Source organism: Phreatobacter aquiterrae (assembly GCF_053471285.1).
In genome coordinates, this window is the sequence record NZ_JBJPHW010000015.1 from 72,078 (window position 1) to 93,381 (window position 21,304).

At 66.5% G+C, this 21,304-nt stretch carries 16 protein-coding genes; 10 read left to right on the plus strand and 6 right to left on the minus strand.

Going from position 1 to position 21,304, the window contains the following annotated elements:
- The first annotated feature begins 112 nt into the window (after positions 1-112).
- On the plus strand, positions 113-3,721 hold the full coding sequence (locus tag ACJ4V0_RS19430; RefSeq protein ID WP_448301263.1) for a hypothetical protein: 3,609 nt from the start codon (positions 113-115) through the stop codon (positions 3,719-3,721).
- A gap of 18 nt (positions 3,722-3,739) precedes the next feature.
- Here ACJ4V0_RS19430 and fliP read toward each other — a convergent pair whose 3' ends face one another.
- Both fliP and ACJ4V0_RS19440 read right to left on the minus strand, forming a co-directional pair.
- Positions 3,740-4,516, minus strand: coding sequence for a flagellar type III secretion system pore protein FliP (gene fliP, locus ACJ4V0_RS19435; protein WP_448301264.1), 777 nt, complete (start codon positions 4,514-4,516; stop codon positions 3,740-3,742).
- Between the two features lie 78 nt (positions 4,517-4,594).
- The gene (locus ACJ4V0_RS19440; protein ID WP_448301265.1) at positions 4,595-5,551 is read right to left on the minus strand and encodes a flagellar biosynthetic protein FliO; all 957 of its coding nucleotides are present in this window, start codon (positions 5,549-5,551) and stop codon (positions 4,595-4,597) included.
- 210 nt (positions 5,552-5,761) lie between these two features.
- Between ACJ4V0_RS19440 and flgB the strand changes: the two genes are divergently transcribed.
- The 8 genes from flgB (at position 5,762) to ACJ4V0_RS19480 (ending at position 14,138) form a co-directional block, all read left to right on the plus strand.
- The gene (gene flgB, locus ACJ4V0_RS19445; protein WP_448301266.1) at positions 5,762-6,190 is read left to right on the plus strand and encodes a flagellar basal body rod protein FlgB; all 429 of its coding nucleotides are present in this window, start codon (positions 5,762-5,764) and stop codon (positions 6,188-6,190) included.
- Positions 6,191-6,207: 17 nt separating this feature from the next.
- Entirely contained in the window at positions 6,208-6,618 is a 411-nt protein-coding gene (flgC, locus tag ACJ4V0_RS19450) for a flagellar basal body rod protein FlgC (RefSeq protein ID WP_448301277.1), read from the plus strand.
- Positions 6,619-6,622: 4 nt separating this feature from the next.
- Positions 6,623-6,931: a flagellar hook-basal body complex protein FliE gene (gene fliE, locus ACJ4V0_RS19455; protein ID WP_448301267.1), complete on the plus strand. Its 309-nt coding sequence runs from the start codon at positions 6,623-6,625 to the stop codon at positions 6,929-6,931.
- A 9-nt stretch (positions 6,932-6,940) separates the two neighbouring features.
- A complete protein-coding gene (locus ACJ4V0_RS19460; protein ID WP_448301268.1) occupies positions 6,941-7,207 on the plus strand; it encodes a flagellar biosynthetic protein FliQ in 267 nt (88 codons plus the stop codon).
- 66 nt (positions 7,208-7,273) lie between these two features.
- The gene (gene fliR / locus ACJ4V0_RS19465) at positions 7,274-8,041 is read left to right on the plus strand and encodes a flagellar biosynthetic protein FliR (RefSeq protein WP_448301269.1); all 768 of its coding nucleotides are present in this window, start codon (positions 7,274-7,276) and stop codon (positions 8,039-8,041) included.
- 3 nt (positions 8,042-8,044) lie between these two features.
- A complete protein-coding gene (gene flhB, locus ACJ4V0_RS19470) occupies positions 8,045-9,115 on the plus strand; it encodes a flagellar biosynthesis protein FlhB (RefSeq protein WP_448301270.1) in 1,071 nt (356 codons plus the stop codon).
- Positions 9,116-9,259: 144 nt separating this feature from the next.
- The gene (locus tag ACJ4V0_RS19475) at positions 9,260-11,980 is read left to right on the plus strand and encodes a PAS domain-containing hybrid sensor histidine kinase/response regulator (RefSeq protein WP_448301271.1); all 2,721 of its coding nucleotides are present in this window, start codon (positions 9,260-9,262) and stop codon (positions 11,978-11,980) included.
- 37 nt (positions 11,981-12,017) lie between these two features.
- Entirely contained in the window at positions 12,018-14,138 is a 2,121-nt protein-coding gene (locus ACJ4V0_RS19480; protein WP_448301272.1) for a putative nucleotidyltransferase substrate binding domain-containing protein, read from the plus strand.
- Positions 14,139-14,144: 6 nt separating this feature from the next.
- On the opposite strand, the gene ACJ4V0_RS19485 is transcribed toward ACJ4V0_RS19480, so the two are convergent.
- The 4 genes from ACJ4V0_RS19485 to ACJ4V0_RS19500 form a co-directional block, all read right to left on the minus strand.
- Complete coding sequence (locus ACJ4V0_RS19485; protein ID WP_448301273.1) at positions 14,145-14,507, minus strand: hypothetical protein; 363 nt, start codon at positions 14,505-14,507, stop codon at positions 14,145-14,147.
- A 27-nt stretch (positions 14,508-14,534) separates the two neighbouring features.
- Positions 14,535-14,984 carry a hypothetical protein gene (locus tag ACJ4V0_RS19490; protein WP_448301274.1) on the minus strand — a complete coding sequence of 150 codons (450 nt, stop codon included), beginning with the start codon at positions 14,982-14,984 and terminating at the stop codon, positions 14,535-14,537.
- Positions 14,985-15,108: 124 nt separating this feature from the next.
- On the minus strand, positions 15,109-16,737 hold the full coding sequence (locus tag ACJ4V0_RS19495) for a fumarate hydratase (protein ID WP_448301275.1): 1,629 nt from the start codon (positions 16,735-16,737) through the stop codon (positions 15,109-15,111).
- Between the two features lie 514 nt (positions 16,738-17,251).
- Positions 17,252-19,576: a hypothetical protein gene (locus ACJ4V0_RS19500; RefSeq protein WP_448301276.1), complete on the minus strand. Its 2,325-nt coding sequence runs from the start codon at positions 19,574-19,576 to the stop codon at positions 17,252-17,254.
- 694 nt (positions 19,577-20,270) lie between these two features.
- Here ACJ4V0_RS19500 and ACJ4V0_RS19510 point away from each other — a divergent pair.
- Positions 20,271-21,074 (plus strand): HNH endonuclease, encoded by an 804-nt coding sequence (locus tag ACJ4V0_RS19510; protein ID WP_448301278.1) that lies wholly within the window; start codon positions 20,271-20,273, stop codon positions 21,072-21,074.
- Positions 21,075-21,304 lie beyond the last annotated feature (230 nt).

A 21,304-nucleotide genomic window follows, 5' to 3' on the forward strand; every position in this document is an offset into this window, starting at 1 on the left:
CCCATGATGCCCCGCAATCGGGGGCACGGAGCCGCCGCATGCCGGCCCTTCGGGGATGGCAGAAGGTTCGAGTGGCGATCCCATGGACGGGAACGCGTGGAGTATGAGGCGCATGACGCGGGTCGGCCTGGCAGCCGCCCTGCTTTGCCATGCCCCGGTGGGCGAGGCTTTTGCCCAGGCCGCACGCCCCACGGCCCCGGCCGCCGAGACCCGGCCCGCCGCATCGGCCAAGGCCGAAGTGAGCGCCGTCACGACCGGCGGTTTTGCCCGACTGATCTTCCATTTCGACCAGCAGTTGGCGACCGAGGTCAAGGTCACCGGCGGGGTGCTGGTCATCTCCTTTCCTCAACCGGTCGAGATGCAGACCGCGCAGTTGACGAACCTCCTGCAGAACTTCGTGACCGCGGTGCGCCGCGATCCCGACGGCAAGTCGCTGCGCTTTGCGCTGTCGCAGCGCGTCACGGTCAATTCCATGGAGGCCGGCGAGCGCCTCTTCGTCGACATGCTGCCCGATACCTGGCGCGGCACGCCGCCCGGACTGCCGGTCGAGGTGGTGGAGGAGCTGACGCGGCGCGCGCGCGAGGCGGAACGGCGCGTCCGCGCGTCCGAGGCCCAGCGCGTCGCCCGCACCATGCCGCCGGTGACGGTCAGGGTGGGCAATCACCCGACCTTCACCCGGTTCGTCTTCTCGCTGCCCGAACCGGTGGGGGTCGCCATCGACCGGGCCGCCGACCGGCTGACTGTTCGGATCGCCAAGCCGTTTACCGCCGAGCTGAAGCATGTCCGCGATGCGCTGCCGCCCTTTGTGACGGAGATCGAGGCCGATACCGGCTCCGAGGAGCTCGTCTTCCGCATGGCGGTCTCGCCGCAGGCTGACGTCCGCGCCTTTCGCGAGGAGGGCACCTATATCCTCGATCTGACGATGCGGGGCAGTCAGTCCCGCCCGACGCCGGTGCCGACGCCGCGGCCGCAATCGGGAATCATGCCGCCCGCCGTCACCAATCTGCCGGGCAATATGCCTGCCTCGCCGCTGGCCGTCCGGCCAACGGCTCCGATGCCGGCTGTGCCACCGCCGCGTCCCCGCAGCGCAACCGCCGTTCCCCCGGCGGCCGTCGCCACCGCACCCGCGCCGGTCGCGGTCCCTGACCCGGCCGAAGCGCGTTCCGTGCCAGCGCCGGGGCCGGCTCTCGCTGCCGTCGAAGCCGCTGCCGTCGCCGCGCCCGCTCCCGAACCGGCCGCCGAGCCCCAGCGTGTCGAGACGGCCGATCCGGCCCCGAGGCCCACGGCACAAGCCGCTCCCGGTCCCATCGCCATTCAGGCCCGCCGTGCCGGTGGCACCGTCCGCATCCTCGTCCCCTTCACCAGGGAGACGCCCGGCGCCGTCTTCCAGCGCGGCGATACGCTCTGGCTCGTGTTCGATACGCTTGAGGACGTGAACCTCGCCGGCCTCCAGTCGGAAGCCGCAGGCGTCTTCTCCTCGGTCGACGCCTCGCGCTCGCGGTCAGGCATCGCGGTGCGCGTCGGTCTGGAGCGCCAGAGCCTGGCGTCCGCCGGTCGTGACGGCATGGCCTGGATCGTTACCCTGGCCGACACCGTCCTCGAACCGCCGCGGCCGGTGCATCTCACCCGCGCCACCGAGCAGGGAAACAGGCTGATCGCCACCGTCGACTTCCCCCAGGCGGGGTCGGTTCACAGGCTCGCGGATCCGCTGGCGGGAGATCACCTCGTCGTCGTCACCGGCGCGGGACCGGCCCGCTCCTTCGTGCAGACGCGCGAGATGGTGGAGTTCGTGGCGCTCGCCGGCAGCCACGGCCTCGTGTTCCAGCCGATCGCCGACGATCTGACGGTCGCCATCTCCGGCGATCAGGTCAACATCGGCCGGCCGCACGGCCTTCAGCTCAGCGCCGGCATGGCCCGTCCGCCGCCGGTGCAGCGGCTCGTCCGCCGGCCGCGCACCATCACCTTCGACCTCGAACTGTGGGCCGCCGACGAGCGTGCGCCGTTCCGCGAGCGCGAGAGCGACCTGATCGCCACCGCCGCCGCGGTCCACGACACCCAGCGCACGCCGAAGCGCCTCGAACTCGTCCGTTTCTACATGGCGCAGCAGCGCTGGGCGGAGGCCAAGTCCGTGCTCGACGCCATCGCGCGGCAGGACCGGCGCGTCGCCGAGGACGGCTCGATCCAGGGGCTGCGCGGTGTCGCCGCAATCATGATGCATCGTCCGGACGACGCGCTGCGCGAGTTCGCCCACGCCTCCATGGCGACGGCGCCAGACATCGTCCTCTGGCGCGCGACCGCGCTGGCGATGGACGGCCGCGCGCGCGAGGCCCACGACGCCTTCGAATCGACCGACATCTCGCCGGCCACGCTGCCGCCGCCGCTGGCGCGCGCCATCCTGATGCGGGCCGTGGACGCCGCACTCGACAGCGGCGCCACGGACCGCGCCGAGAAGCATCTCGCGGAATTGCAGGAAATCGGCATCCCGCCCGAGGCCGAGCAGCGCTACGCCCTGCTGCGCGGCCGCTTGCTCGAGGCGAAGGGGCAGGACCGCGACGCCCTCGTCGCCTTCTCGCGGGCCGCCAGCGGTCCCGACCTGCCGGTGCGGGCCGATGCCGACCAGCGCCACCTCGCCGCCCGCCATCGCCTCGGCGACGTCGACCGCAAGGCCGCGATCGAGGAACTGGAGGTGCAGAGCTTCGCCTGGCGCGGCGACGACGTGGAGGCGCGCACGCTCGCCCTTCTCGCCAAGCTGCAGGCCGATCAGGGCCAGTTCCGAGAGGCTTTCACCACCATGCGGCTCGCCATGCGCGTCCATCCGCGCGCCGAGGCCGTGCGCGGCATGCAGGACGACGTCGCCCGCCATTTCGAGCGTCTCTTCCTCGAAGGCAACGCCGACCAGATGAAGCCTGTCGACGCCCTGGCGCTCTACTACGACTTCCGCGACATGACCCCGCAGGGCCGGCGCGGCGACGAGATCATCCGCCGCCTGGCCGATCGCCTCGCGAGCATGGACCTGCTCGACCAGTCGGCGGCCCTGCTTCAGCACCAGATCGACCGGCGCCTGACCGGGGCGGCGCGCTCGCAGGTGGCGGCACGCCTGGCGCTCATCCATCTGATGAACCGCAAGCCGGCGGCCGCCCTGCAGGCGCTGCGCACCACGCGGCTCGCCGATCTCCCCGATCAGTTGCGCATCCAGCGCTATCTGCTCGAGGCCCGCGCTCATGCCGATTCGAACCGGCCGGAGCAGGCGCTGGAAATGCTGTCGGGCATCCGCACGCCCGAGGCGGAGATGCTGCGGGCCGACATCCACTGGGGCGCCCAGCGTCATCGCGAGTCGGCCGAGCAGAGCGAGCGCTGGGTCTCCTCGCGCACCGGGACCGGGCCGCTGAGCGACGACGAGCGCCGCCATCTCCTGCGCGCCGCCATCGGCTATGCGCTGGTCGACGATGCGCTCGGCCTTGACCGCCTGCGCGGCCGCTGGCGCGATGCGATGAGGGGCACGCCGGACGAGCGGTCCTTCGACGTGGTGACCTCGCCGATCGAGGCGCGGGGGGTCGAGTATCGCGAGATCGCCAAGTCGATCGCCGATCGCGACACGCTGGACGGGTTCCTCAAGTACTACCGCGAGCGCTATCCGGGCGAGACGCCGGGCGCGAGCGAGGGGACGCCGTCCGCGCCGGCGCAGCAGTCGGGCGCTCCCGCCGCCGCGCGGCCGGGCTGAGCCGGACAGGGCGCGCGCTCAGCCGCCGAAACTTCGCACCAGGCTGCCGGCGACGAGATGCCAGCCGTCGACGAGGACGAAGAAGATCAGCTTGAAGGGCAGGGACACGGTCACCGGCGGCAGCATCATCATGCCCATCGACATCAGGACCGACGCGACCACGAGATCGATTACCAGGAAGGGCACGAAGAGCAGGAAGGCGATCTCGAAGGCGCGCCGGAGTTCGGAGATCATGAAGGAGGGGATGAGCACCCGGAACGAGACCTCCTGCGGCGTCGCCGGCACCGGCTCGCGCGAAAGCTCCTGGAACAGGGCGAGGTCCTTCTCGCGCACATGCTTCAGCATGAACTCCCGAAAAGGACCGGAGGCCCGTTCGAAGGCCTGCGGCATGTCGATCTGGTTCTCGATCAGAGGCCGGACGCCGAGGTCGTAGCTCTGCTGCAGCGTCGGCGCCATGACGAAGCCGGTGAGGAACAGCGAAAGGCCGACGATGACGGCATTCGGCGGGGCGGTCTGCGTGCCGATGGCGGTGCGCAGCAGCGACAGCACCACCGCGATGCGGACGAAGCTCGTCACCATGATGAGGATGGAGGGGGCGACGGACAGAACGGTGATCAGCCCGATGAGCTGGATGACGCGCTCGTTGACACCGGCGCCCTGGCCGAGATTGATCGAGATGTCCTGGGCGGACGAAGGGCCGGCCAGCAGCGCCAGGGCGATGGCGGCGAGGGGCCACACCGTGCGGCGAACGCCGCGCCGGACCCTGGCCGTGCCGTGGATGAAAGACCGGAGCATTGCCGTCCCGCGCCGCGAATCGTTGGCGCCGAGCTTAGCAGGTCGCAGGCAGCGGCCCTGTGGACGACGGTGACGCGATCAGGATTTCGGCGGCGTGGGGCCGCGGCCGAGCAGCGCAGCCATCTCCTCCTCGAGGCTGTCGAACACCGACTTCTCGTCGGCGGACAGGGCTTTCGCGGATTGCGGGGCGGGCGCGGTGACCCCCGGGCGCGCGGCGGTCGGGACAGGGGTCGGGGGCGTCAGCGGTTTGGCAGGCGGCGTCGAGGGGGTGGCGCCGATAGGCTTGCGCAGGGCGGCCTCGAGCCGCGCCGCGACATCGTCCTGCCCGGCCGCCGCCGGGCGTGCCGCCGGAGTGACTGGCGTCGGGGCTGGCGAGACGGGTCGCGCAGGTTGGGTAACGACAGGTGTGATTCGGGGAACCTCCGGCCGCGGGGTCTCGACACGCGCGGGTTCCGTACGCTGGGCGGCGGGAGCCGCAACGGGTGCCGGGCGGGGCGGATCGGGCCGCAGCGCGGGCTGGTGCGCCGGGCGGGCCGGCTCCGGCCGCAGCGGCTCGGAGCGTGTCGGCGCCAGCGGCATGTCGAGGTTGACGGGGCGGGCGGCGAGGGGCTCGCCGGCGGCCTGCCGCGCGGCCTCCCTGAGCGAGGGGCGCTGCTGCGGCACGGGCGGGTCGGGCTCCACATAGGCGTGTGCGGCGGCGGGCTCGCGCACCAGGGTCGAGGCCTGGACTGGCATGCCGCGCACGATGGAGGATTCCACCACCACGTCGGTCGGGCCGCCGAGCAGCAGCAGATGCTCGACATTGTCGCGACGGATCAGCACCAGCTTGCGGCGCTGATCGACGTCGGCATAGTCGAGAACCGCGAGGCGCGGCTGCCGGCCCCGGCCGCCAGAACCGATGCCGAGGCCGCGTCCGCGCAGCAGGCGGAAGATCCAGGCGGTCAGTCCGATCAGCACCAGGACGGCCGCGAAGGCGACGATGAAGGTCGCGGCGAGGGGCGCGTTGGGACCGAGCAGATTGGTGAGATAGTTCATCGAGACCGATCCCATGGCATTCCGAACGCCCGCCCGAAGAGCGCACGTTAAATCTATGTTGAGGTTAACAGACCCGGCAAGGCTTGCCGACTTCGACCTCGCCGGATGGTTAACCCGCCACGGCAGAGGTTGAAAGTCCCTTAACGCTTAACCAGTCGTTAACCATGAACCCGGCATCCTTTGCCTATCGACAAGGGCGCGGGGGACACCATGGCGACCAGCGACGTGCCGCTCTTCTCCATGCTGCGCACCCGGATGCGATGGCATCAGGATCGCCAGAAGATACTGGCCGAAAATGTCGCGAATGCGGATACGCCCGGCTTTCGGGCGCGCGATCTCGCGGCGCCGAGCTTCGCATCCATGGCGCGGGGCACGGCGAGCGCGACGGGGGCCGCCAGCATCGGGGCCGGGCCGACGCGCACCGATCCACGTCACATCCAGACCGCGTCCGCTTCGCAGCAGACCCGCTTCGACGTGCGCCGCAACACCGGCGTCGTCACCACGCCCGACGGCAACCGCGTCAATCTTGAGGACGAGATGCTGAAGGTCGCGCAGAACCAGATGGACTACCAGGCGGTCGCCGGTCTCTACCAGCGTTCGCTCGGGCTGATCCGCACCGCCATCGGCAAGAAGGGCTGAGGAGACACCGCATGTCCATGGACTTCCTCAAATCGATCCGGATCGCCGCCGGCGGCATGCGGGCGCAGGCCGGCCGCATGCGGATCACGGCGGAGAACATCGCCAATTCCAGTTCCACGGCGCAGACGGCCGGTGGCGATCCCTACCGGCGCAAGATCCCGACCTTCCGGACGACCTTCGACCGCGAACTGCAGGCGACGACCGTCCAGCTCGGGCCGGTGCGCCAGCAGCAGGGCGAGTTCCGGACCCGCTTCGACCCCAACCATCCGGCCGCGGACGCCCGGGGCTATGTGAAGGTCCCGAACGTCAACTCGCTGGTCGAGAGCCTCGACATGCGCGAGGCCCAGCGCAGCTACGAGGCCAACCTCAACGTCGTCACCTCCACCCGGCGCATGATCCAGCGCACGATCGAACTGCTGAGGGCCTGAGGCGATGTCGTCCTCCTCCATTGCCGCCAACGCCTATGCGACAGCCGCGCGGCTGTTCTCGCCGGCGACCCCCGCTGCGCGCCCCTCGGCGCAGGGCGCGGGCTTCGGCGACATGCTGCGCAGCGCCGTGCAGAACCTCGACCAGTCGGCCCGCACCACCGACCAGCGCACCCAGGCCATGGCCGCCGGCCGCGCCGACCTGATCGACGTGGTGACCGCCGTCGCCGAGACCGAGGTCGCCGTCGAGGCGCTGGTCTCGGTGCGCGACAAGGTCGTGCAGGCCTACGAAGAAATCATGCGGATGCAGATCTAGGACACGACGATGAGCCCTGCCGACATTCTCGACGTCGCCCGCGACGGCATCCTCACCGTGATCCTCGTCTCCGCGCCGATGATGCTGGTCGGCCTGGTGGTCGGCGTCATGGTCTCGCTGATCCAGGCACTGACGCAGGTCCAGGAGCAGACGCTGGTCTTCGTGCCGAAGATCCTCGCCATCTTCGCCACCATGCTGGTGGCGCTGCCCTTCATGGGCGACCTGATGAACGGCGTCACTGGCCGGATCATGGCCAAAGTGGTCAGCGGCGGGTGAATCAGCTTTGATCGGCGGCCTGCGCGGCCGCCGTTCGCCGGCACGCTCCAGGAGGGGCGAGACACCGTGACCATCCCGATCACCCCGGCGCTCATCGTCGTCTTCTTCATGATGTTCGCGCGCGTCGGCACCATGATGGCGCTGATGCCGGGCCTGGGCGAGCGCACGCTGCCGATGCGGGTCAGGCTCGGGGTGGCGCTGCTCATCACGCTGGCGCTGTTCCCGCTGCACCGGCCGCTCTACGACATCGATCTCGCCCGCCCCGCGAGTGTCTTCCTGATGCTGTTCATGGAGATGGCCGTCGGCTTCACGCTCGGCATGGCGGCCCGCATCGCTGTATCGGCGCTGCTCACGGCGGGCGTGGTCATCGCCCAGTCGATGGGCATCGGCTTTGCCATGCAGGTCGACCCGACCCAGGGCCAGCAGGGCGCGGTGATCGGCACCTTCCTGTCGCTGATCGGCGTGGTGCTGATCTTCTCGACCGAACTGCACCATCTCATCATCGCCGCGATCTCCGACAGCTTCACCGTCATCCGTCCGGGCATCCTGCCAGCCTCGGGGGACGCGGCGCAGTTCCTGACGACGGTGATGGCGAGGTCCTTTCTGATTGCCATCCAGCTCTCGGCGCCGTTCCTGGTCTTCGCCCTCGTGTTCAACATCGGCCTCGGCGTCCTGTCCAAGCTGATGCCGCAGATGCAGGTCTTCTTCGTCGCCATGCCGGTGACCATCGGCGTCGGCTTCATCATCCTCCTCCTCGTCGTCTCCGTCATGATGTCCCACTACATGGGCAGTCTCGAAGCGGTGCTCGGCGAGATCGCGGTCAACCGGAGGTAGGCCGTGGCGGGAGACAGCGAGGACAAGGACCAGAAGACACACGATCCGACGCAGAAGAAGCTCGACGATGCGCTGAAGAAGGGCGACGTCGCCAAGAGCCAGGATCTCGTCTCGTGGTTCCTCCTGTTCGTCGCCACCCTCATCGTCGCGACCATGGCGGGCGGCGCGGCGGGCGGCCTTGCCGTGCCGCTGAAGAACCTCATCGCCAATGCCGACATGGTGACGGCGGACCGCGCCGGCCTGATGCGGCTCTACGTGTCGCTGGTGCTGGCGATCATCGTCGCCATCGGCCTGCCGCTGCTCGGGCTGTTCCTCACCGGCATCGGCGCCAATCTGGTCCAGCACCGGCTGGTTCTGTCGACCGAGAGCCTGAAGCCGAAACTGTCGAAGATCTCGCCGATCGCGGGCTTCAAGCGCATCTTCGGCAAGGACGCCTTCGTCAACTTCGCGAAGGGCCTCGCCAAGGTGACGCTGGTCGGCGTGGTGATCTTCTCCGTGCTCTGGCCGCAGCGCGCCTCCATCGACAGCATCGTGCGCATGGACGTGGAGATGCTGCTGCCGCACACCTTCTCGATCGTCATCACCGTGCTGATCGCGGTGGTGGCGATCATGGCGATCATCGCGCTGGCCGACTACGTCTATCAGTACCAGCGCTGGTACAACCGCCAGAAGATGTCGACGCAGGAGCTCAAGGAGGAGTTCAAGCAGTCGGACGGCAATCCCGAGATCAAGGGCAAGATCAAGCAGTTGCGCCGCGAACGCTCGCGCAAGCGGATGATGGCGAACGTCCCCAACGCCACAGTCGTGGTCACCAACCCGACCCACTTCGCCGTGGCGCTGAAATACGAGGCGGGCATGCAGGCCCCCGTCTGCGTCGCCAAGGGCATGGACCTCATCGCCCTGAAGATCCGCGAGCTCGCCATCGCCAGCGACGTGCCGATCGTCGAGAACGTGCCGCTCGCCCGGGCGCTGCACGCCAGCGTCGAGATCGACCAGCCGATCCAGGAGGAGCACTACAGGGCGGTGGCCGAGGTGATCGGCTACGTCATGCGGCTGAAGGGCGAACTGAACTGAGGCGCGGGGCAGAGGCGTTCGAGGTGGTCGAAATGCCGCCGTCGTGGCCCTGCCGCCCTTGCCTCTTGGCCGGCGAACCGGCACGACTACCAGATGGAATCCTGCAAGGATTCTCCCCAACCTGACCAACGGCTCTTCTCCGCCATGGCCCTCGTCGAAAAGAACGCCCGCGCCGATCACGCGTCCTCCGCGAATGCCGGATCGCGCCGATCGGTGGACCGTTCGGAACAGTCGGGGTCCACCGCCATGGTGCTGGTCGTGGCGGTCGTGCTGGTGGGCGCGGCCCTGTTCTTCCTGATGATCGGCCGCGACAACGCCTATCCCTATGTCATCGGCCTCTTGGCCCTGCTGGCGGTCTGCGGCGTGTTCTCGCTCTTCGCCTATGCCTCGGGCATCCTGCGCTTCGCCACCGAGGAGGGCCGCAACGACTTCACCAAGGCGATGGTCGACAGCGCCGGCGACGCGGTGGTGGTGAGCGAGCCCTCGGGGCGGGTGCTCTATGCCAATCCGGCCTATCTCGCCATGACCGGTGCCACCGGCGACGAGGATGTTCGCGCGGTCGAGCGCGCCTTCACCGGCGCGCCGGAAGTGTCGGAGGCGATCTACCGCCTGTCGCAGGCCGCCCGCGAGGGGCGCCGCCACCAGGAGGAGGTGCGCCGGCCGGGCGCCGAGGACGCGCGCTGGCTCAGGCTGAAGGTCCGCCCGATGGCCGGCGAGGGCGTCGGCCGGCTGCGTGGCGTGGGGCGCGCAAGCGTCTGGACGGTGGAGGACATCACCCGCGACCGGCAGACCGCCGAGAGCGCCTTCGAGACCCTGCAGAAGGCGATCGACTTCCTCGACCACGCCCCGGCCGGCTTCTTCTCGATGGAGCCGAACGGTGAGATCGCCTACATGAACGCCACGCTCGCCGGCTGGCTCGACCATGACCTGACCGAGGTCGGCTCCGGCGGCCTGGCGCTGGCCGACATTCTCGCCGCCGATGCGGCGGCGCTGCTGCGCACCATCCCGCCCAAGCCCGGCGAGGTGACGACCGCGACCTTCGACCTCGACCTGAAGCGCCGCAGCGGCGAGGCGCTGCCCGTCCGTCTCCTGCACAAGGTCGCCTTCTCCGCCGACGGCACGCCGGGCTCCTCGCGCACGCTGGTCATCAACCGCGGGCGGTCCAACGACACCGGCGACAGCCTGAGGGCCGCCGAGGTCCGGTTCGCGCGCTTCTTCAACTCGTCCCCGCTCGGCATCGTGACGGTGGACCGCGACGGCCATGTCGGCCGCGCCAACCCGATCTTCGCGCGAATGCTCACCGACGTCGTGCCGGCGACCGAGGCCGGCTCGCGCTCCCTCCTGTCTCTCGTCAAGGAGAGTTCGCGTCCGGCGCTGTCCCATGCCATCGGCGAGGCCGCGGCCGGCAAGGGCGATCTCGCCGCGGTCGACGGCGCACTGCAGGGCAATGCCAACCGCTTTGCCCACTTCTTCGTCGCGCCTGTCGACGATCCCGAACAGCCGGGCGAGGCGGCGATCGTCTACGTGGTGGAGACGACGGAGCTGCGCCAGCTTCAGGAGCAGTTCGCGCAGTCGCAGAAGATGAACGCGGTCGGCCAGCTCGCCGGCGGCGTCGCCCACGACTTCAACAACGTGCTGCAGGCGATCATCGGCCATGCCGACCTGCTGCTCATGGACCACAAGCCGGCGGACCCCTCGTTCAACGACGTCATGCAGATCAAGCAGAACGCCAACCGCGCTGCGAGCCTCGTGCGGCAGTTGCTGGCCTTCTCGCGCAAGCAGACGTTGCGGCCGCAGGTGGTCCAGCTCGGCGACGTGCTCTCCGACCTCTCGATGCTGCTGCGTCGCTCGCTCGGCGAGCGCGTCGGCCTCGACATGGTCCACGGCCGCGACCTGTGGCCGGTGCGGGCCGATGTCACCCAGCTCGAGCAGGTGATCCTCAATCTCGCGGTCAATGCCCGCGACGCCATGCCCGACGGCGGCAAGCTGACCATCCGCACCGTCAACGTGCAGGCCGCCGACATCATCCGCCATCGCGCCAAGGACGACCCGGTCGAACTGCCGGAGAGCGATGCCGTGATGATCGAGGTGACGGATACCGGCACCGGCATTCCCGACGAGATCAAGCAGAAGATCTTCGACCCGTTCTTCTCCACCAAGGACGTCGGCAAGGGCACCGGGCTCGGCCTCTCGACGGTCTATGGCATCGTCAAGCAGTCGGGCGGCTATGTCTTCGTCGACACCCAGATGGGGCGCGGCACCACCTTCCGCATCTTCCTGCCGCGCCATGTCGAGACGGCGGAACCGGTGGCGGCTGCGCCCATCGCGGTGGAGCCGACTCCGTCGGCGCCCGCCGCCATGCTGGTGTCGGGCGGCCCCGCCGAGGGCGCGCCGCCCGCCGCCCCGCCCGAGGCCTCCGCAGTCCCTGATGCGCCTTCAGCCGCCGAGGAGGCGCCGGCAGCTCCCGCCGCACCGGCGCCGCCGCGCGACGATACGGGGGCGGGCACCATCCTGCTGGTCGAGGACGAAGAGGCGGTCAGGGCCTTCGCCTCGCGGGCCCTCATGTCGCGCGGCTACACGGTGCTGGAGGCCGGCTCCGGGGTCGAGGCGCTCGAGGTCATGGCCGAACATGGCGGCACGGTCGATCTCGTCGTCTCCGACGTGGTCATGCCGGAGATGAACGGCCCGACCTTGCTCGGCGAGCTGCGCAAGTCGAACCCCGGCATCAAGGTCATCTTCGTCTCCGGCTATGCCGAGGAAGCCTTCAAGAACGACCTGCCCGAGGGCCAGGCCTTCGCCTTCCTGCCGAAGCCCTTCTCGCTGAAGCAGCTGATCGAGGCGGTGAAGGAGCAGGCGAAAGGCTGACTCGCCTGCCGGCGGCGGATCGACCTATCCTTGGGTCATGCCGAAGCAGTCCGTCCAGCCGCTGATCGCTCTCGACGCCGTCCTCATGGATACGGAGACGACCGGGCTCGATCCGGCCAAGGCGCGCATTGTCCAGATCGGGGCGGTCGGCCTGAACCACGGCCGGCTGGTGCTGGGCGAACGTTTTGACCAACTGGTCGATCCGGGCGTCCCCATTCCGGCCAGCGTCACGGCGATCCACCACATCGACGATGCCCGGGTGAAAGGCGCGCCCGCCTTCCCCGAGGCCTTTGAGGCCTTCGAGACGTTCCGCGCCGGCCGCCTCGTCGTTGGCCACAATCTCGGCTTCGATCTCGCGCTGTTCCGGCGCGAGTGCCGTCTCGCCGGCCGTGCCTATGACCCGCCGGCCTCGCTGGACACGCGGCTTCTCGGCCAGATCTGTTTTCCCTCGCTCGCCGGCTACACGCTGGAGATCCTGGCGGAACGGGTCGGCGTGACGCTCGACCGGGCCGGCCGTCACGATGCGGTAGGCGATGCCGAGAGCGCGGGGGCGATCTTCGTGGCGCTGCTGCCCTTCCTGAAGGAAAAGGGCGTGCGCACCGTCGGCGAGGCGAACCAGGCCTGCCGCCGCTTGACCGACGCCATGGAAGGCTTCGCGCGGGCCGGCTGGGAAGAGCCGAAGGCGGTGGTCGCAGCCGGGCAGGCGGCGCTGGCCCGTATCGACTCCTATCCCTTCCGCCATCGTGTCCGGGATGTGATGGGCCACCCGCCCGCCGTGACGACGCCGGCCATGCCGTTGATGGCGGCGGCGCAGATGATGATGGAGCGGCGGATCTCCTCGCTCTTTGTCGCCGAGCCGGAGGCGCTCAGCACCGACGCGGCCGGCATCGTCACCGAGCGCGACGTGATGCGGGCGGTGGCGACCGGCGGCGCAGCCGCCCTCGACAGACCCGTGGGCGAGATCGCCTCGCGGCCGCTGGCCTTTGTGGAGGCGGACGATTTCGTCTACCGCGCGATCGGCCGGATGGACCGGCTCAAGGTCCGGCATCTGGCGGTGGCCGATGCAGCGGGGCGGATCGTCGGCGCCCTCTCGGCCCGCGACCTCCTGAAGATGCGGGCGAGCGACGCGCTGGCGCTCGGCGACGCGATCGAGGCGGCCGAGGGCGCCCCGGCCATGGCCGCCGCCTTCGCGCGGATGCCGGTGGTGGCGCGGCAACTGCTGTCGGAGGAGGTGCCGGCGACCGCCGTCGCCGCCGTCATCAGCCACGAGATCGGCGCGCTGACGGCGCGGGCGGCCCGTGAGGCCGAGGCGATGATGGTCGCGGAGGGCGCAGGCCCCGCGCCCGTCGCCTATGCCGTTCTCGTGCTGGGATCGGTCGGGCGCGGCGAGAGCCTGCTCGCCGCCGACCAGGACAATGCCGTGGTGACGGCCGTTCCCGCCGATGCCGAGGCGGCCGACCTCTGGTTCGCCCGGTTCGGTGCGCACATGGCCTACATTCTGGATGCGGCCGGGGTGATCTATTGCAAGGGCGGGGTGATGGCCCGCAATCCCGGCTTCCGCGGCTCGATCGACGACTGGCGGACGCGTATCGGCGACTGGATCGGCCGGACGCGGCCGGAGGACCTGCTCGCCGTCGATATCTTCTTCGACTTCCGCGCCGTCCACGGCGACATGGCGCTGGCCGCCGACCTGTTCAACGAGGCCTATGCCGCCGCCCATCAGGCGCCGATGCTGGCCAAGCTGCTGGCCGAGCAGATCGGCTCGCACCGGCCGCCGCTGACGATGTTCGGGGCGTTCAGGCTGACGGATGGCCGGGTCGACCTGAAGATCGGCGGGCTGTTTCCGGTGGTGGCGGCCGCCCGCTGCCTGGCGCTGCGCCACGACATCCGGCTGCGTTCGACACGGGAACGGATCCAGGCGCTGCGCGAGAAGAAGATCGGCGCGGCCGAGGACCTCGAGCACTGGCTGGACGCCCATGCCGTCATCGTCAACGCCATCCTGCGCCAGCAGATCGCCGACCTGGAGAGCGGTCGCCCGCCGGGCAACAAGGTCGACCCGGCGATCCTCGGCAAGGCGGACCAGGCGCGGCTGAAGACCGCCATCGGCCATCTCGCCCATGTCGGCGAGACAGTGAAGGACCTGCTGTTCCAGACGTAAGGCCGGTCAGCGGCAGTTGCGGGCGATGATCTCGTGCCAGTCGGCGATGGAACCCTCCATCTGCGCGACGTTCTCGCGGGCATGATGGCCGGACATGCACCGGCGGAAGATGCAGGCCGAATCCCGCATCACGCGGACATGACGCCTGAACACGGCACATTGTTGCTGGCGGGGAGCCGAGCGCACGCCGGCGAGCCGTGCCGATGCCTCGCGCAGGCGGATTTCGGTCAGGACCAGTTCGCGGGCGCAGGCATCGCTGCCGGGGCCGCCCTGCACGGCCTGGCAGAAGGACTGCGCGGCAGCCGGTGGCACAAAAAAGGACGCTGGCGAGATGATCGCCAGCGCCAGAAGTCCTCGACGGATGTGCATGGAGGTCTGTCGGGGTCGATAAGGGGTTCAGCGGCAGCCGTGCGAGATGACGCCGCGCCACTCGGTGGCGGACTGGCGCAGGAAGCCGATCTTGGCGGCGCGCTCGGGGCCGGCGACGCAGCGGTCGACGGCATCGACGGCGCGGCCGAGCGACACGAGATGGCCGCGGAAGGCCGAGCACTGCGCGCCCATGTCGGACTCGTGGAGACGCTCGACGGAAGCGAGGCTGCGGTTGATCTCGGCCTCGGCTGCGGCGAGACGGTCGGCGCAGGGCTCGGCCGGCATCGGCAGGGAACCAAGGCTTGCGACCTGCATCGGCGCGCCGGCGCCGGCGGCACGTGCCGGCCAGGCGGTGAGCACCATGGCGAGGAAGGCGATGGCGGTGGCCGCCACCAGCGAGGAGGCGATCAGGGCGAGCGTATGGGCGTCGGCCGAATTGGACCTGGCGGACGAGAAGGTCGGGTTCGAACTGCGCATGGCGTGTCCCTCCGGTATGACGCACTGAATGCGCGCCCCACGTTTCCTTGGCATTTCGGGCCGCAGGGAGCGTGTTTCCGTTCAGAAACAGCCCGTCCGCAATCCCGTCGCCTGCATCAACACCTCAGCCGAGGTTCAGTTCCTTGAAGAAGTCGTTGCCCTTGTCGTCGACGACGATGAAGGCGGGGAAGTTCTCGACCTCGATCCTCCAGATCGCCTCCATGCCGAGCTCGGGATATTCCAGCACCTCGACCTTCCTGATGCAGTCCTGGGCGAGGCGGGCGGCGGGACCGCCGATGGAGCCGAGATAGAAGCCGCCATGCTTGGCGCAGGCTTCGCGGACCTCGCGGGAGCGGTTGCCCTTGGCGAGCATGACCATGGAGCCGCCGGCGGCCTGGAACTGGTCGACGAAACCGTCCATGCGGCCGGCCGTGGTCGGCCCGAAGGAGCCGGAGGCATAGCCGGCGGGCGTCTTGGCCGGGCCGGCGTAATAGACCGGGTGGTTCCTGAAATAATCCGGCATGGGCTCGCCGCGGTCGAGCCGCTCGCGGATCTTGGCATGGGCGGCGTCGCGGGCGACGATCATCGGGCCGGTGAGCGAGACGCGCGTTTTGATGGGGTGCTTGGACAGCGTTTCGAGGATCTCCGACATCGGCCTGTTGAGGTCGATCCTGACGACGTCGCCGCCAAGCGCCGCCTCGTCGATCTCCGGCAGATACTGGGCCGGGTGATGCTCCAGCTCCTCCAGGAAGACGCCGTCGCGGGTGATCTTGCCGAGCGCCTGCCGGTCGGCCGAGCAGGACACGGCGATGGCGATCGGCAGCGAGGCGCCGTGGCGCGGCATGCGGATGACGCGGACGTCGTGGCAGAAATACTTGCCGCCGAACTGCGCGCCGACCCCCATGGCCTGGGTGAGCCTGTGGACCTCCTCCTCCATGGCGAGGTCGCGGAAGGCGTGGGCGAACTCCGAGCCCGCCGTCGGCAGGGCGTCGAGATAGCGCGCCGAGGCGAGCTTGGCCGTCTTCATGGTGTGCTCGGCGGAGAGCCCGCCGATGACGATGGCGAGGTGGTAGGGCGGGCAGGCGGCGGTGCCCAGTGTCAGGATCTTCTCGTGCAGGAACTTGATCATCCTGTCGTGGGTCAGGATCGAGGGCGGCGCCTGGAACAGGAAGCTCTTGTTGGCCGAGCCGCCGCCCTTGGCCATGAACAGGAATTTGTAGGCGTCCTCACCCTCGGCATAGATCTCGATCTGGGCGGGGAGGTTGTTGCGGGTGTTCCGCTCCTCGAACATCGAGATCGGCGCCACCTGCGAATAGCGCAGGTTCTTCTTCTCGTAGGCGTCGAGCACGCCCTGGCCAAGGGCCGCCTCGTCCTCGCCCTCGGTCCAGATCAGACGGCCCTTCTTGCCCATGATGATCGCCGTGCCGGTGTCCTGGCACATGGGCAGCACGCCGCCGGCGGCGATGTTGGCGTTCTTCAGGAGGTCATAGGCGACGAACCTGTCGTTGGCGGTGGATTCCGGGTCATCGAGGATGCGGCGGAGCTGGGCGAGGTGCCCGGGGCGCAGCAGGTGGTTGATGTCGATGAAGGCGGCTTCGGAGAGGAGGCGGATCGTCTCGCGGTCGACGACGACGACCTCCTTGCCGAGCACGGTCTCGACCCGGACACCGTCCGAGGTGAGTCTGCGGTAGGGCGTCTCGTCCCTGCCGAGCGGAAACAGCGAATAGGAGCCGGCGGCGAGCGGAGCGTTCATCGGGACTGTCCCATGGAGGCGCCGGGCGGCAGGCCCGGCAGGGTGATGGGGTTTCCTTAAGCCATTGCGGGTCCCGATTGAAGTCGTTCCAAGGTGGGGAGGCACGGGCGACCGGGAGGAAGGCCGGGAGGGGGCTGCTGCCATACAGTGTCAGCAGGCCGGGCGAGAACAAAAAGGGGTATAGCGACCGCCGGGAAGGCGGGCCGAACAGGACCAGAACTGGCGACTTATGGCTCTGGCTGCCCTATCGGGATCTGCAGTTCGTCCGCCTACTGAGGCGGGCAGCTTCGGCATGAGACTTTGCCGCCTTGAGCCGCACCAGACACAAGGCCAGCTACGCAGTTGTAAGCCTTAGCGTGCACTCGGACAGCGCTAATCGCGTCACTGACGGCGATTGCCGGATTCGGTTACTTCGAAATGGGAACAAGTCGGCTTTAGAACGTGCCCCGCAGTTTCGCCGCGAAGCAATGAAATGGGAACCTAGAGCGTTTGCGTATCGTACATCTTGCCAACTCTAAGGGTTTACATCGAAGCGGATAGAGCGCACGCCCCCGGCAATCATCTCATTCATTCGCGCTTCGAGTTCTTTCTCGCCCTCCCGAACCTCTTCATGGCACAAGTATGCTGCACCTATGAGCCCGAAAGGCCCTAGCAGCGCACCACCAATAAGTCCGCAGATCACGGATATTGCTTGTCGACATGCCTTTCCATCGGGGGTAGCGACGGGAAATGGCGAAAGTCCTAGCGGACCCGTGGCGAAAGAAAACCGACCTTCCCTAACAGCCACCGTTGCATTGAGATTGCCTTGGAAAGAAGCCGAATTTAGATGGACTTTGGCTGTACAAATGGGCCCACCAACGGGAGGCTCAAGCTTCGCGTACACCAGTTCAGCGTCCGATATTGAGACGGCTGTCCGTATTGGAAATGTAGTAGTTTCAAGAGACCATCGGCCGGAGCGGATGCGCACCAGGCGATTTTCGAAACCCATGGGTTCTGTCAGATTCACAACCAGATTTTGGTCTTTGACGTGAGCTTCAACCTTGCCAACTACAAAATCCTCTGTGTCTCGCCTTCCGGGAAACATCCGCGAATAATTCAAGGTAGGGACGGAAATCGTGAGCCTGGCCGTGCCGTTGCCCCGTACCAGACTCAGGTCTGAGATTACCAAGTTCGCTACCGCATTGCCGCCCGAACTGGTCAGATTTGCGCGTGCCTCTATTCGTCCTTCGACAAGGTGAACATCGGCGCGGTCAGCGCGCCTCAGCAAGCCAGTCATCGTGGCTGAGCCTTGGACGAGCGCAAAACGACCCATGCCTTCTGCTGTGAAATCGCTGAGGTTCGCGCGGAGTCTGAGCTCACCAACGGGGAGGCCGTCGTTGGGAGACAGTGTTAGGTCCTCACCCTGCAAATCGCCTGATAGCGCTTGGGCTACAAAACCTTCGTCCAGTCGAAGCGCTTGCGCGGATACCGCCGCATGAATCCGCGTGATATTGCCAACGATAGGCGCGCTACGGTTTCGGGAATTAAACGTCAGGATGCCGGTGCGCAGTTCACCTCGATCCAAGCGAATAATGCCCGCATTTGGAATTTCATGTGAACCGCTTTGCGTCGCCAAGTTCATGGGGTTGATTTCGCCCATGGAAACTAGAGGCGCGCCCCTCTTCGCAGAGATTGGCCTGCAATCAGCTGGCGACCCTTGAGGACAGCGGAATGTTACCAGAATATCCGCTGCTCCTAAGAACAGCCTCGTCGACCTACCGATTTGCAAGTCTGCTGTTGAAACCGCAGCATCGAATTTTCCATTTGCGGCCGAAAAATCAACTCCCGCCGAGCTGAAGCGCAAGTCGATATTGCCTAGTTCTACCGTTGCCCGCGCAAAAGTTATTACACTCGGACGCACTCCATCCCCGTTTGAGATCGTGATATTGGAGCCGGAGGCAGCGGTGCCGGTAAGTATTCCACCTGTAATCGATATATCGCCGGTGGCCCCCGCGATATCCAAGCCGTCAGCCCGGAACAGCGAGCCCTGTTCCATGGACAAGCGAGCTGTAGGGGTCGTCAGAAGGCCGCTCACGAGCGGCAGTTGAAGTGTGGTCAACCGAGCCTCAATCCGCTGCTCTGCGACCAAATAACGTACATTTCGGAAGACGACTTTTGCGTCATTCGCAGCGACCAGGTAGTCGCCGGCTCCTAGGGCAATCTGTGTTCTCTCGGAGAGGCTTGCTGCAAGTCCTGGCTGCCCCGCTCGCGGGAAGAAGCGCACATCCTTGAAGAAATTGGCAAACGAGGCAGAAGACCTCTGAGCGCAATCATCCGTCCTGCATCGCCTAGTTGAATCCTGCCAAGCGAAGATCTTAAAAGCGAACAGATCATTCGGTTGGTAAGGAAGAGTGAAAAGTTGAGCCGCGACATTCAGTAATCGCGGTGTGGGCGTCCTGCATTCGTTGTTATTGATGGGTTTGAATTCAGATGCACCTGGGTCGAGAAAGCCGCCTGATCGAATTACAATTTTTCGGACTTCCGCAACTATGCAAAGGTCGTTTTGCCGAACGACAATAGTGACAGGAGCTTCACGGAACCAGGCTGTCGCCGACTCCACTCCGCCACCGCGATAGTCGAAGTCATAAACTAGATGATGTGCTCTCCGATTGATGAGAGTAAAATCATAATTCTGGAATTTACCGGTGAATCGACCGGTGTTTATCTCAGATTCTCCATGGCCGGTAACCGCGTCAACTCCACGCGCAATGCTGTTATATGTTGCTGAGGCTGCGTGTAGTGGTTGAGCCAGTAGGACCATGATGGAAAGGAGAAAGAAAATCCTGAGCACATTTCGCATGTGACTAACCCCCCCCCCAGTCTCCACGTTTGGACTATCACGCACAACCTCACGTAGAAGGTAGAGCGGATTGTTACGGATGAGACATCCCTCGCGCGATAGGGTTTGACCTGCAAACCGTTTCGCCTTCAGCCCAACGGACGGTTCATGCCCCCATGACGCAAAACTGTTGTCCGGACAGGTCTACGCATCGAATTGAATGGTTCGCGACCGGCTGGTTGCCCCCGCGCAGCCTGGAGTGTTGACTGAGCACACTTGGGAGGGCGCGCACTTGAATGCATCGGCGGGGATTGTTCGAAGTCAGTTCGAGGTGGGCGGAGCCTATACGCGAGAGCAGGTTCAGAGCCTGCTCGGTGTTCCCCGTGCAAGGCGCGGCGGCAATTGGGATACGGGATATACAGAGTACGAAGGCGAGTTTTTCATATTCGCGAATATCGGAAACCCGGGCCGCACCGGTCATGACTATGCAAACTGGTGGGAGGGTGGAACCCTGCGGTGGGAGGCTAAGGCCAATACCCACATAGACACTCCCCAGGTTCGTCAGCTCTATGGCGGTCAAAAGCCCGTGCATGTCTTCACGCGAGAGACGGACAGAAGCCCCTTCGTGTATCAAGGGACTGCGATCGCGGTCTCAGTAGATGACACGAGGCCTGTCAAGTTCAGATGGTCCTTCGGCTCGGAGTGGAGACGGCCGATGAACGCCATCGAGCTTGCGCAGGGATTGGAGCGCATTGGCTTCCTCATTGAGCCCAAAAAGACCAAGACCCAGCGCGCAACGCTTGAAGATTTGGTTGTCTACATCAAAGCAGAAAGTCACTCGCTCCTGCTTGTCATCGATCCCAAGTTCGGAGATCGGCTCGACGTCTTGCTTAGCCTTCCTGGCATTTTCCGCCCCATTCCAAGGGATGCGCTTCTGCACAATTCGTCGATGCGAAGCTTCCCGAAGCGCATCCACAAGGGTTCAGCAGAAATCCCCTATGGGCTGGATTTCGACGTCAGGACTTTCGAGGCGCTATCGGCGTTCATCGGGGTCCTCCGCGGAAAGAGCGCAGCAACGGAAGCATCCGTCGGCACCAATAGTGATCAAGCAGATGTTGACCCCCAAACCGAAACGGAGGCCACTCGCGCTGCACGATTGGGACAGTCAAAATTTCGGGCTGCTCTTATCGAGCGTTGGCAAGGAAAATGCCCGCTCACGGGTATCGCAATGGCCGACCTCCTGCGAGCCTCTCACATCAAGCCCTGGTCAGTTTCGGACAATCGCGAGCGGCTTGATCCGGACAATGGCCTGCTCCTTGCGGTCCATATCGACGTGCTTTTTGATAAGGGGCTGATTTCTTTCAGTGATGCAGGAAGATTGATTGTTTCGCCGCGATTGCCGGCGGCCGAACGTGAAATCCTGCAGCTAGACCAAGAGCGAAAGCCTTTGGTGTTGAGTCCTGGAAATCGTATTTTCTTGCAAGATCACCGAGTGCGTTACAGCTTTCCGGAATGTTAAGTATTTGATCTACGCAGCGAGTGAGTTGACGTTGATATGACAACACCTGTCTTTGGAAGCTTGGCATGGTTTGTAAATGGGTTCCTCCCGCCCTTCTTGGCGGGTGACCTGAGACCCTTTTCTCCTCCAGCCTGAGGGAGAGTCCTGAGTTTCGTTTCTGGCCTTAGGCGGCCCGTTTTTCCAGCGTGGATTTCATTGCGAACTCGGCCGGCGGCATGTTGCCGAGCGCC